The 13,243-nt window shown below is 59.4% G+C and carries 10 protein-coding genes; 5 read left to right on the top strand and 5 right to left on the bottom strand.

Annotated features, from left to right (window positions below; genetic code table 11):
• The first annotated feature begins 140 nt into the window (after positions 1-140).
• Genes WCS52_00320 through WCS52_00305 form a run of 4 tightly spaced genes read left to right on the top strand, consistent with a single transcriptional unit; the run spans position 141 to position 5,421 of the window.
• On the top strand, positions 141-2,681 hold the full coding sequence (locus WCS52_00320; GenBank protein MEI6165615.1) for a glycogen/starch/alpha-glucan phosphorylase: 2,541 nt from the start codon (positions 141-143) through the stop codon (positions 2,679-2,681).
• Positions 2,682-2,730: 49 nt separating this feature from the next.
• Positions 2,731-4,152 carry a TIGR03790 family protein gene (locus WCS52_00315; GenBank protein MEI6165614.1) on the top strand — a complete coding sequence of 474 codons (1,422 nt, stop codon included), beginning with the start codon at positions 2,731-2,733 and terminating at the stop codon, positions 4,150-4,152.
• A gap of 7 nt (positions 4,153-4,159) precedes the next feature.
• Positions 4,160-4,696 carry an HAD family hydrolase gene (locus WCS52_00310; protein ID MEI6165613.1) on the top strand — a complete coding sequence of 179 codons (537 nt, stop codon included), beginning with the start codon at positions 4,160-4,162 and terminating at the stop codon, positions 4,694-4,696.
• A complete protein-coding gene (locus tag WCS52_00305) occupies positions 4,693-5,421 on the top strand; it encodes an HAD hydrolase-like protein (protein ID MEI6165612.1) in 729 nt (242 codons plus the stop codon). The genes WCS52_00310 and WCS52_00305 overlap by 4 nt, the downstream gene beginning before the upstream one ends.
• 4 nt (positions 5,422-5,425) lie before the next feature.
• Here WCS52_00305 and WCS52_00300 read toward each other — a convergent pair whose 3' ends face one another.
• Positions 5,426-6,397, bottom strand: a complete 972-nt coding sequence (locus WCS52_00300) for an RluA family pseudouridine synthase (GenBank protein ID MEI6165611.1) — start codon at positions 6,395-6,397, stop codon at positions 5,426-5,428.
• 78 nt (positions 6,398-6,475) lie between these two features.
• On the opposite strand from WCS52_00300, the gene WCS52_00295 reads away from it, so the two are divergent.
• The gene (locus WCS52_00295; protein ID MEI6165610.1) at positions 6,476-7,495 is read left to right on the top strand and encodes a UDP-3-O-acyl-N-acetylglucosamine deacetylase; all 1,020 of its coding nucleotides are present in this window, start codon (positions 6,476-6,478) and stop codon (positions 7,493-7,495) included.
• Here the strand turns inward: WCS52_00295 and WCS52_00290 are convergent.
• The 4 genes from WCS52_00290 to gcvH are packed head-to-tail and all read right to left on the bottom strand — an operon-like array spanning position 7,489 to position 13,214.
• Positions 7,489-10,050: a diguanylate cyclase gene (locus WCS52_00290; protein MEI6165609.1), complete on the bottom strand. Its 2,562-nt coding sequence runs from the start codon at positions 10,048-10,050 to the stop codon at positions 7,489-7,491. The genes WCS52_00295 and WCS52_00290 overlap by 7 nt on opposite strands.
• 2 nt (positions 10,051-10,052) lie before the next feature.
• Positions 10,053-11,507 carry an aminomethyl-transferring glycine dehydrogenase subunit GcvPB gene (gene gcvPB / locus WCS52_00285; GenBank protein MEI6165608.1) on the bottom strand — a complete coding sequence of 485 codons (1,455 nt, stop codon included), beginning with the start codon at positions 11,505-11,507 and terminating at the stop codon, positions 10,053-10,055.
• Positions 11,504-12,835: an aminomethyl-transferring glycine dehydrogenase subunit GcvPA gene (gene gcvPA, locus WCS52_00280; protein MEI6165607.1), complete on the bottom strand. Its 1,332-nt coding sequence runs from the start codon at positions 12,833-12,835 to the stop codon at positions 11,504-11,506. The genes gcvPB and gcvPA overlap by 4 nt, the downstream gene beginning before the upstream one ends.
• Before the next feature lies 1 nt (position 12,836).
• Positions 12,837-13,214: a glycine cleavage system protein GcvH gene (gcvH, locus tag WCS52_00275; GenBank protein MEI6165606.1), complete on the bottom strand. Its 378-nt coding sequence runs from the start codon at positions 13,212-13,214 to the stop codon at positions 12,837-12,839.
• Positions 13,215-13,243 lie beyond the last annotated feature (29 nt).

Below are 13,243 nucleotides of genomic sequence, written 5' to 3'. Positions count from 1 at the left end.
TTTACCTTATATCAATAAATACCGGCTTGCGCCAAGATGGAAGCAGGGTGAACCCCAGCCATCTGTTGTTTGCCATCTGCCTTATTTTACGTTAGTATTAATAACTTTGAGACGACGAAGTTAAAGAAAAGGGGAGAATTATGGCTAAAACTGAAATAAACGTAAAAAAAACCCGCAAACCCGCCGGCTCCACCTCGGAACCTGTTAAATCCGATGATTTGCGTCAATACCGCACCCTGGACACCGTTGAAGCGATCAAGTTGAGCTTTGAGAACCACTTGCGGTACACCTTGGCCCGCGACCAGTATTCAGCGACCGACCGCGACCGGTACATCGCCCTTGCCATGGCGGTCCGCGACCGCCTGATCGGGCGCTGGATGCAAACCAGCCAGACCTATACCGCCCGCAACGTCAAGCGCGTCTACTATCTATCGCTGGAATATCTGATCGGGCGCGCCATGGGAAACAACGTGATCAACCTCGGCATTGACGAGAAGGTCTCCCAGGCCATGTCGGAGCTGGGTCTCGACTGGAACTACCTGCGCGATCTCGAGCGGGATGCCGCCCTCGGCAACGGCGGTCTCGGCCGGCTGGCCGCCTGCTTCATCGACTCCCTGGCCACTCTGGAACTCCCCGGCTACGGCTACGGGATCCGGTATGACTACGGCATCTTCCGCCAGGCCCTGCGTAACGGCAACCAGGTCGAAGAGCCGGACAACTGGCTGCGCGATGGAACCCCGTGGGATATCGAGCGACCGGAGTACCAGTACCCCGTCCACTTCGGAGGCGAAGTGAAGGACGACAAGGACGACCAGGGGCGCCAGATCTGCCGCTGGGTGAATCATGACACCATTATCGGCATGCCCTACGACTTCCCGGTGGCGGGCTACGGAAACAACACGGTCAACAACCTGCGCCTGTGGACGGCCCGGGCCTCTGAGGAATTCGACCTGTCGTTCTTCAACAACGGTGATTATATCCGCGCCTATGAGCAGAAGATCCTCCGCGAAAACATCACCAAGATCCTCTACCCCAACGACCGCATCGAACAGGGCCGGGAGCTCCGCTTCAAGCAGCAGTACTTCTTTGTCTCCTGCTCGGTTCAGGACATCCTGCGCCGGTTCCGCGTCAATAACACCGACTGGCGCGTGCTGCCCGACAAGGTGGCCATTCAGCTGAATGACACCCATCCGGCCATCGGCATCTCCGAAATGATGCGCCTCCTCATTGATGTCAACGGCCTGGATTGGGACCTGGCCTGGGATCTGACCACCCGGGTGTTCGGCTACACCAACCACACCATCATGCCCGAGGCGCTGGAAAAATGGCCCACCCGCATGTTTGAGGATCTGCTCCCGCGGCATCTGACCATCATCTATGAAATCAACCGCCGCTTCCTGCGTCAGGTTATGAACAAGTTCCCGAACGACCACGAGCGGCTGAACCGCATGTCGCTTATCGAGGAAGGGCATGAAAAGCAGGTCCGCATGGCCAACCTCGCCGTCGTCGGCAGCCATAAGGTCAACGGCGTAGCAGCCCTGCATTCGGAATTGCTGCGGGAAACCCTGTTCAAGGATTTCTTCGAACTGTGGCCGCAGAAGTTCACCAACATGACCAACGGCATTACCCAGCGGCGCTGGCTGCTCAAGAGTAATCCTGCCCTGGCCGCCCTGATCACCAAAAAAATCGGCGACGGCTGGATCAAGGATCTCTATCAGCTCAAGAAGCTGGAGCGTTTCACCAAGGACGCCGAATTCAAGGCGGACCTGCGCCGGATCAAGCGGGACAACAAGGTCCGCCTGGCCGACTACATCCGCGTGGCACACGGGGTGGAGATTGATCCTGATTCGCTGTTTGACGTCCAGGTCAAGCGTATGCATGAGTACAAGCGCCAGCTCCTGAACTGCCTCCACATCCTGCACCGCTATACGCAGATCAAGAAGAACCCCGACGCGTTCGTCCTACCCCGGACCTTCATCTTCGGCGGCAAGGCGGCGCCGGGTTACGCCATGGCGAAGCTGATCATCAAACTCATTAACGACCTCTCCGCCGTGATCAACACCGATCCCGATGTGCGGGGCCGCATGAAGGTGGTCTTCCTGAGCGATTACCGCGTGTCCCTGGCCGAGCGGATTATCCCGGCCAGCGATCTCAGCGAACAGATCAGTACCGCCGGCACCGAGGCCAGCGGCACGGGCAATATGAAATTCGCACTCAACGGGGCCCTCACCATCGGGACACTCGATGGAGCCAACATCGAAATCCGCGAGGAAGTCGGTGCTGACAACTTCTTCCTCTTCGGGAAAACCGTTCAGGAGGTCGAGGCCCTGCGCGCCGCCGGGTATCACCCCTGGGACTACTACAACAGCGATGAATCCATCCGGACGATTATTGAATGCCTGTCCGGCGACTTCATCAACCTGGAGCAACCGGGTCTCTACCACTCCATCCGGGAAGCACTCCTGGAACATGGCGACCACTACATGCATCTGGCGGACTTCCAGTCCTATATCCAGGCCCAGCAACTGGTTGACGAGACTTATCAGGACGAGGACCGATGGAGCCGGATGGTGCTGATGAATATCGCCAATATGGGCAAATTCAGTTCAGACCGCACCATCACGGAATATTCGCGGGATGTCTGGAACATCAAGCCCTGCCCCATCGAGTTGCCGAAGTGATAACAGTGGGCAGTTTGCAGTAAGCAGTAGGCAGACGAAAGGGATTCCGGTGGAATACAGAAATCAGATGGCGCGCAAGCTGCCTACTGCCGACTGCCGACTACCCACTGTCTTCTGCCTACTGTTTACTGCCTACTGCCTCCTGGCTACTGACAGTTTCGCCCTCGGACCCCATGAGGTCCTGCTCCTGGCCAACCGGCAGTCGCCGCGTTCCCTGGAACTGGCGCGCACCTATGCGGCGATGCGCCAGATTCCCGAGGTGAACCTGGTGGCACTCGACCTGCCTGCCAGTCCGGCCTTCGAGATGACCCCCGCCGAGTTCACCGCCCGGATCTGGGAGCCCGCCCGGCAGGCCATCCGCGAACGCGGTCTGGGCGACCATATTCTTGCCTGGGTCTATTCCGTGGACTTCCCGATCCGCATCACCGCGACCCCCGCCCTCTCCCTTCAAGGCCTCACGTTCCTGAGAGGCCGGATGCCCGACGCGAAACAGGTTGAGCAGGGCACCTATGCCTCCCCGATTTTTGCCGGACCTGATACCCCGCGCATCAGCGGCTTTCCCGCCCAATCCCTGGATGTGCAGAGCGCTTGGCTGGGCCCTGACATGCCGCTTCCCAGTATGATGCTGGGCTATATGGGACCCAATGGGAATACCCGCGAGGAGATCCTCACCTGTCTCAAGGCGGGGGTCACGTCCGACCGGACCCGACCGGAAGGGACCGTCCTGATTTTGACGAACAACGACATCCGCACACAATGCCGGGCCTGGGAATTTGACCCAGCCCTGCGGGAACTGGCGGCACAGGAGATCTCTGCCCGCATGACCCAGACCCCACCCGTCGATCCAGATGGCCCCGTGCCGCTTAGCGGGATCATGGCAGGGGCAGCGGAGCTACCTGACATCAGCAGGGGCCAGTTCCACTTCCGGCCGGGTGCCATCGCGGAACACCTGACCAGCTTTGGAGCGGCCTTTGACAACAGCGCCCAAACCAAAATCACCGAATGGATCCGGGCTGGAGCCACGGCCTCGGCGGGCACGGTTACGGAGCCTTACTCCGCCTGGCAAAAATTTCCCCATGCCCGCATGTTTTCATTCCAGGTGGCCGGTTGCACGGTTCTTGAAAGCCTGATTCAGTCGATCCGTTGTCCTCTGCAAATCCTGCTGATCGGCGAACCGCTGGCAAACCCCTGGGCCCCACGCTCCACCATCACCCTCAAGGGGCTGAACGCCGGGGTACTCGAAGGGCTCACCCGCATCACCGCGGACCTCGCCCCCTGTGACGGCGAGGTCTTCAGCCGGTTTATGTTTCTGATTGATGGCAAGACCCTGCAACCGGCCGGAAAATCACCCACCACCACCCTTGACCCAGCCGCCCTGTCCTCAGGCCACCATACGCTACGGGTGGTCGCCTATAAGGTGGGCGCGGTTCGATCCCAGATATTTCTTGAGACAACTTTTGAGGTGAAATAAGCGCAGTATGAGAAAATGCATCTTTTTTGACCGGGATGGAATTGTGAATCAATCGCCGGGTCCGGGCTATGTCGAACGCTGGGAGGATTTCCATCTCCTGCCGGAATTCGTCGAGATCCTGCGCCTGGTCACCAAACTGGGTTATGTCGCCGTTATCATCACCAACCAACAAGGGGTGGGCCGGGATATCATGACTTCCGCCACCCTTGATGACATGCATCGACGCTTGCGGACCCAGCTCAAGGACCAGCATGGACTGGAACTGCTCGACATCTTTACCTGCACCCATCTTCGCGAAGCCGACTGTCCCTGCCGCAAGCCCAAGCCGGGCATGATTCTGGAAGCCGCGCGCAAACACTCCCTCGATCTCGCCCGCTCCTGGATGATCGGGGACTCCCCGAAAGATACCGAAGCCGGCCGCGCTGCCGGCTGCCGCACCATTCTGGTCAATCCCGCCGCCACGCCGGATCTGGCCGATTTTACCTTTGGCTCCATGCCAGAATTGGCACAGGCGCTCGGAAAGATTCTGAAGGATTCAGAATGAAAAGCGTTCCCTCCATCCTGCCCACTGCCTCCTGCCAACTGCCCACTGATTTCACCGTGATTCTCTTTGATATTGATGGGACGCTGTTGGATATGCGGGGGGTGGGGAAGCTTTCATTTATCCGTGCCCTGAAAACGACTTTGGATATTGATGACGACCTGTCGACCATCAGTTTTGCCGGCAGTACGGATCTGGATGTACTGCGTCAGGTCATGGACCGTCACCAGCGCGCCTTCACCCTTTCCGCCTTCGAACGCTTTCACCAGCAGCTTCCTATTGAACTGGAAGCCGCCGTACATCAGGCGGAGTTGACATTATTTCCCGGGGTCCGACCCCTTCTGGAAGCCCTCTCCGCAATGCCGGATGTCGTTCTGGGACTGGTCACCGGCAATGTCGAGTCCTGCGCCTGGATCAAACTCCGGCAGTTCAACCTTCACAACCACTTTGTACTGGGCGCCTTTGGCAATGAACATGCAGACCGGAATGAAATCGCCCGGCTGGCCATGAAACGGGTGATGGCGCAGCTCAAACCAGGACAGGCCATCAAGGCCCGTTTCCTGATCGGGGATACCCCCAACGACATTGCCGCCGCCCACGCGATCGACGCGGTTTCCATTGCGGTGGCCACGGGCAAATTCACCACCGGCGCCCTGCACACCGCCGGCGCCATGGTGGCCTTGGCGGATCTTTCAGATACCGGCTGCATTTTGGAGATGATGAGTTAAAAGTTCAGAGTTCAACCAACTCCCTCATATCCCCCGGCATGGGCGCCTCAAAGTGCATCGTCTGACTGGTTGCCGGATGAGTGAATTCCAACTCCATGGAATGCAAGGCCTGACGGGGCAACCGCAGGCGGCGCCAATCCTCCTCCGTCGCCATATCCGTGCAGAACCGCACAAAAATCATCGGATCGAGCCCATAGATCTTATCGCCCACGACAGGGAAGCCTAGTGAATGCAGGGTGGCCCGGATCTGATGAAGGCGACCGGTGTGTAGCACCGCCTCCACGATACTGAGCCCCTTTACCGCACGAAGCAGACGAAACTCAGTAAGCGCCCATTCCTTGCCTGGCACCGGGTCAGGCGGAGGCATCATGGGCCCGCGCCCGGTGTTGTCCCGCTCAAAACGCCGGCGTTTATGGACCCCGGAACCGGGATCCGGCAGCAGCCACCCCTCGGCCCTTAATGTCGCAGGAAACGTGCCCTCCACAATGGCTACATACCGCTTCACCACGAACCGCTTCGAAAACTGTTCCCGGCATTTGGATTCGGCCCGGGCATTTTTGGCCACCACCAGAAGGCCTGAGGTTTCGCGGTCCAACCGGTTGACCAGGGCGGGCGATTCGATGCAATGATGGGTCTTCAGCCAGGCCCAGAGGGTGTGGTTGAAATAGCGGCCGGCCGGATGACAGGGCAGATTCGGCGGCTTGTTGATCACCATCACATCGTAATCTTCAAAGACAATCTCGATATCGAAACAGACCGGCGGTTCAGGCATTTCACGGGCGATATACTCCACCCGGTCTCCCGCCTCGAGTACGCGCTCCTGACCCCCAACCGCGCCATTCACCTCGACCCGACCCGCCGCGATATGCGCGAGCCATTCGTCACGGGTATGGTAGGTAAAGCGCCCAGCCAAGTAATCGGGCAGCCCCACCCCTCCTTGCCCCGGTGGCAGAACAAACTGAATTCGTCGTTTCATTTGGGGGGTTAGTTTACCCCTTCTTGACTTTCGGGCAATGATTGTCTTGTATGGGGGACTATTACGGGAGAATCAGAAATGGCAACGACACCATACGGACACTTGTTACAGGGCGACACCGCGATCATGGACCGCCAGTTTGAGGCATTCCAGGCCCAGCCTGTGGACCAGGAATGGATTCCCGAGCTTGCGAAAGCCGACCGGTTCCAGACGACCATCGCCCACCCCGTCTCCGTCACCGGACCGGGCACCTTTTTCGGACGCGCCCAGCGGACCTTGCACCTGCAGCCCACGCAGACCCCGGGCTGGTGGTTTGACCGGACGGATCTGCCCGACGCCATGCCTATCCGGGTGTCGGCCAATAACGTCTGGACCACACAGCGGAATATTGTGCTGTGCAGCGGCTCCCCCCACAATTACATGCGCATGGTGGAGCATATCGTCGCCCTGCGGCTGGCCTTGAACGTGGACAACCTGATGATCCGGATGGATTCAGGCGACCCGCCCCTGTTTGACCGGGGCAGTATGGATCTGGTGGAGGCCATTGAAAAAGCCGGCATCACGCAAACAGATCAGCCCGCACACTATGTGACCGTTAAGGAACCGGTCTCTATCCTGGCACCGAACGGGAGTTTCCTGGTATTCACCCCCTGTACCGACCCGGTTCCTCAGCTCAATCTGGATGTGGCCGTAAACTTCACCACCGCCATCGGCAAGCAGCGGCTGAGGATCCGATTGACCCCGGAAACGGGGCGGTACGGCTCGCTCGCCCGCACCAACTGCTCCTATACGCAAATGCTGTTCACCAAAACCATCGGGAAACTCTTTGCGGATGTGAGGAATCTGGGGTACACCAAAGACAACATCCTGGTGGCAGGACGGAAGAAATACTGCAACACCCCCACATTATTTCATAACGGGAAGGCGCTGGAACCGGTCTGGCACCGGGCGATTCTGGATCTGGTGGCAGCCCTGGCACTGATCGACACCGGCCGCTTCGTCGGAAATGTCTACTCCTATAAAGCCGGTCATGCCCTGGATGTGATCATGGTCAGAAAACTGTACGAGAACGACTTGCTGGTTCCCGTCAGTTATTGAGCCTGCAGCCCGGCCCAGCAGCCGATGGCCTCCAACGCATCCTGATGCCGTAAAAACGCATCCACGACGGCCGGATCAAAATGCGTGCCGTTACAGCGCACAATTTCGTCGCGAGCCGCCTGGGCCGACATGGACTTCCGGTAAGGCCGGTCCGAGCGCATCGCATCATAGGCATCCACCACGGCAAAGATGCGCGCTCCCAAACAGATGGCATCCCCCTTCAAACCCCGGGGATAGCCGGAGCCGTCGTACCGTTCCTGATGGGAATACACCAATTCCGCTATATCCTTCATGTAGTTGCTCGAGCTCAGGATATTATAACCGACTTCCGCATGCGTTCTCATGATCGCACGCTCTTTATCATCCAGTGGCCCGGCTTTCAGCAAAATGCTGTCGGGAATCGCCACTTTACCGATGTCATGCAACAAGGCCCCGTGGGCCAGTATATCCAGCTCCTTGCGTGGCAGGCTCATCGCCTTGCCGAGTACATAGCTCAGGGCACGGACCCGGTTGCTGTGCTGCCCGGTGGCATGTTCCCGTTCATCAAGCATCCGCACCATGGCCTGCAGGGTAAATTCGTGGGTGACCTTGAGCTCCTCCAGCGCCTTGATGAGATCCGCGCTCTTCTGCCGCACCATTTCCTCCAGGCGCAGCCGGTAGCGTTCATTCTCAACCCGCAGGCGGCGATGATCCAACGACTTCTCAATCACCGCCAGCAATTCAGCCGGCACCACCGGTTTCTCGATGAACTCAAAGGCCCCCTGACGCAGGGACTGGACGGCGCTTTCCTTGGTCGCATAGCCCGTCATCACCACCGGCATGATAAAACTGTCCGTCTGACGCAACGACGCCAAAAGCTCCAGACCGCTAACCTCCGGCATATTCAGATCGAGCAGCGCTACATCATAGGCCCCGGGAATGGCTTGTGCCATGGCCAACGCTTCGCCCGGAGAGAGGGCGCTTTCAGTGGCATACCCGCTTCCATGCAAAATCGCCGCCAACGTGGTCAGGATCAGCGGGTCATCATCCACGAGCAGAATGCAGGGATGCGGCCGGTTCACGGGCAAGGCGCCGGGAGGTGCCGTAATCCCCGCCACTTCATCCGGCTCGTCCGCCCCGCCCAGTTCCCGGGTCCACAAGTGAACCCGGTTGCGTCCATCCCGCTTGGCCGCATACAGACCGGAATCCGCCAGACGCAAGATATCCATGACCGAGGACGCGGCATCGACTCCCACACTGGTAGCCAGCCCGATGGACGTGGTTAATTTCAACCCCAGGGTGCCGGCGCAGAAGACGTTTTCCTCCACGGCACTACGGATACGATTCACCAGCGTCATGCCGGAGGCCAGATCCGCCTGCGGCAACATCACCACAAATTCATCACCCCCATAGCGGGCCACCACATCCGAACCGCGGGCCGCCTTCCGGAGAATCGCCGCGAATTCACGCAAGACCTGATCGCCGACGAGATGCCCATGGGTATCATTGACCACTTTAAAATAATCCACATCCATGATGGCCACCGCCATCTGGTGCCCATAGCGGCGAGCCAGCTGCCAGGAGCGCTCCGCCTGCTCCTCGAAATATTCGCGGTTGAACAGCCCCGTCAATGAATCGTGGGCGGCCAACTGCCGGATCCGGGTGACCGCCGCCAGGATGGAAGAAAGGACATTGGCAATGTGATACACAAAGGAGATATCAATCGCCGCCATGGTCTCCTCCTGGGCGGCCCCCAGCATCAAAATTCCCTGGACCTCGTTATTGACAAATAACGGGATCGTCATAAGCCGGCCGGGCAGCTCCGGTCCGGCCGGGGAACTGGGCACCCCTTCCATCTGGACCCGCCACTCGATATGATCGGTCTTCTTCCCGCTCAAGGCGGCATAACGCGACACCATTTCCTGACGACACTTGGACAGGAATGACTCCGCCACCGCGTTCTGGGCCGTCAGCACCACCACATTCTGCCCTTCAGAGAAGCCCAGCAGTCCGGCCACATCGCAGCCCAGCAGTTCACCGAGGCCTTCGCTCAAGTCCTGCAGGGCTTCGGCAAACGTCCCGGACGCCAGGGCCGTTTCCCCCAGGTGTCCCAACATCCTCAGCTGGCGCTGATGCTGTTCCATCCCGGGTCCCGCCATCCCCAACCCCAGACGCCGCTCATGATACTCCTCCAACAGCACCTGACAGAGTTGAGCCGGCCGGACAGGTTTGGATAATACCCGCGTGACCCCCAGGTTGGCAGACAACTCGGAGGACACATCATCCATATACCCCGTCATAATCACAAAGCCCAGCCAGGGCCAGATGTTACGGGCTTCCTGGATGAACGTGATGCCATCCATTTCCTGCATGCGCAGATCCACCAGCACCAGGTCAAAATCCTGACGGAGCAGAATCTGGAGGGCCGAGCGGCCGTTTTCGGCCACCTCCACCGCCGCCTGACGCGACATCAGGACCCGTTGCGACAACAGGCGGATGACTTCATCATCATCCACCACCAGGATACGGATTCCCGCCAGGCTCAGGTTTGAATTGGGATCTGACGGGGTGTTCATGGTCAGGCTTTAAACCTCATGTCCCTCGCCGCCTTGACTTCATCCAGCCGGCCCACCGGGGTGTTGCGCGGCATGGACGGGAACTGGGCGGGGTCATGTTCCGCCAGCTCGGCAATGTCGAGTAACGCGTCGATCAATTCATCCATCTGCTCCTTGGATTCGGTCTCCGTCGGCTCAATCATCAGCGCCTCCTTGACCACCAGCGGGAAATAAATGGTGGGGGCATGCAATCCCCTTTCCAGCAGGGCCTTGGCCACATCCAGCGCATGAACGCCCTTCTCCACCTGACGGGAGGCACTGAAGACGCACTCATGCATACAAAGCCGGTCCACCGCCAGGGCATACCGGCCCTTCAGCCGGGCCTGGATATAATTGGCATGCAAGACGGCATGTTCGCTGACCCGCCGCATTCCTTCCCGCCCCAGCAGCAGCATGTAGGCGTAAGCCCGCAGGATGATGGCGAAATTCCCGTAGAACGAGGAAATATAACCGATACTCTTCGGCCGGTCGTATTCCAGCGCATAGGAACCATCCTCACGCTTCACCACAATACTGGTCGGCAGATAGGGAATCAGCCTGGCTTTCACGCCCACCGGCCCGGCCCCCGGTCCACCGCCCCCGTGGGGGGTGGCAAACGTCTTGTGCAGGTTGACATGCACCACATCAAACCCCAGATCGCCCGGGCGGCACCGCCCCAGCAACGCATTCAGATTCGCTCCGTCATAATACAGCAGGGCATCCCGCTGGTGGGCCAGTTCGGCCAACTTGAGAATGTCGCGCTCAAACAGACCCAGCGTGCTGGGACAGGTCAGCATGACGGCGGCCACCTCATCATCCATGGCGGCCTCATATTTCACCAGATCCACGCCCCCATCCGCATTCGTCGGGATGGTGACCACGGAATACCCGGCAATGGCCGCACTCGACGGATTGGTGCCATGCGCGGAATCGGGAATAATCACCTTGGTCTTACGATTCCCTCGGTCCCGGTGATAGGCCGCCACCAGCATCATCCCGGTCAACTCCCCATGCGAGCCGGCCATGGGTTGCAGGGTGAAGGCATCCATACCCGTGATTTCTCCCAGCCATCGCTCGGTTTCGTGCAGCACCTCCAGCGCCCCCTGGGTCAGCATCCCGCCGCCACGCAACTGCGGCAACAGCGGATGCAACGAGGAAAAGCCATCCAGCGCGGCCACCCGCTCACAGACCTTGGGATTGTACTTCATCGTACAGGACCCGAGCGGGTACATGTTCGCATCCACACTGAAATTCTTAAGGGAGAGCCGGGTGAAATGCCGTACCACATCCAACTCGGACAGCTCCGGCAGGTCGGCGGCCTGATCCCTGAAATATTTTGCAGGAATCCGGAGCTTGACCGCGGCCTCCGCTGGCGTGAGGCGGGGCAGATTGGCCGCCCGGCGGCCCGGAACCGATTTCTCATAAATCAACTTGCTCATAGCACGCCCTCCAGGGCTTCGGCAAAGAGGCCGATCTGCTCCCGGGTCCGCTTCTCCGTGACCGCCACCAGCAGATAGTTTTCCATGCCCTTGTAATATCGCCCCAGCGGGAAGCCGGCGGCAAACCCACGATCAATCATCCGCGACACCACATCACTGGCATCCACCGGCAATTCAATGGTAAATTCATTGAACGTGGGCGCGCTCTTCTTCACCTCAACCCCGGGAATGGCCCCCAACCGGGTCTTGGCATATTCCGCCTTCTGCGCGCAAATATGAGCGAGGTCCTTGAACCCGCCCTTCCCGAGCCAGGACAGATACATCACGGCCCGCAAGGCGCAGAGCGCCTCGTTGGAGCAGATGTTCGACATCGCCTTCTCGCGGCGGATATGCTGCTCCCGCGCCTGCAGGGTCAGCACAAACCCCCGCCGGCCATTGGCATCCTGCGAGGCCCCGGCAATCCGGCCGGGCATCTTCCGGACATGCACCATGCGGGTCGCCATGAACCCAAGATAGGGGCCCCCGAACGACAGCGGCAGGCCGAGACTCTGCCCCTCTCCCGTGACAATATCCGCCCCCATCTGGCCGGGCGTCTTCAAGATGCCCAGCGAGACCGGATACACCGACATCACCGCCATGCAGCCCCGCGTGTGAGCCGCCTGAATCACATCCGTAAAATCGTCCACCGCCCCGAAGAAGTTGGGATTCTGGAAAATAATGGCCGCCGTCTGGTCATCCAGCGCCGCGACGATCCGGTCCCGGTCGCTCTGGCCATGCACCACCGGAATCTCGACGAACTCTACCGCCAGGTTCCGGGTATAACTGTACAAAATGTTGCGATAGATGGGATTCACCCCGCTATCCAGCAGGATTTTACGTCGCCCCGTCAAGCGGATGGCCATCATGGCGGCCTCGTATAACGCCGTGCCCCCGTCATACAGGGAGGCATTCGCCACCTCCATCTCCGTGATCCGGCAGATGGCCGTCTGATATTCAAAAATGGCCTGGAGCGTGCCCTGCGACGCCTCCGGCTGATAGGGCGTGTAGGCCGTATAGAATTCACTGCGGGCCGACAACTCATCGACACAGGCGGGGATGAAGTGATCATAATAGCCCCCGCCCAGGAACCCGGTCAGATGATGCGCGTTGCGGTGGGACACCTGATGCAGATGCTCATAGACCTCGCCCTCGCTCCGCCCCTGCGGAAGATTCAAACCGCTGATGCGCACGGACTCGGGTATGTCCGCAAACAGGGCCTCCACATCGGGAACCCCGATGGCCTGTAGCATATCCGCGCGATCACGGTCCGTGGTGGGAATATACGGCATCTCAACTCTCCTGCAGGAACGCCGCGTATTGCTCCGCCGTCATCAGCTCGCTCACCGCAGGGATAAACGGGCTCAGCTTGCAAAGCCAACCGTCGGTCTGCGCCGCCTGATTGATCAGCTCCGGCGCGGTGGCCAACGCATCATTCACGGCGCTGACCGTACCCGAGACCGGCGCAAAGACATCACTGGCCGCCTTGACGGACTCCACGACCAGGAGCACCTCATGCGCCTTGACCGCCTTACCCACCTTCGGTAAATCCACGAAGGTGATGTCGCCCAGGGCCTGCTGGGCATGATCGGTAATCCCGACCGTCGCCACCTGCCCCTCCACTTTCAGCCACTCATGATCTTTTGTATAAAATGTATTATTTGCGCTCATCGTTCCTATTCCTTTGTCCATTTTGTTTG

This window comes from bacterium, from assembly GCA_037128595.1.
In the GTDB taxonomy this organism is placed as follows: domain Bacteria; phylum Verrucomicrobiota; class Kiritimatiellia; order CAIKKV01; family CAITUY01; genus JAABPW01.
This window is presented reverse-complemented; position numbering and strand designations above follow the sequence as displayed.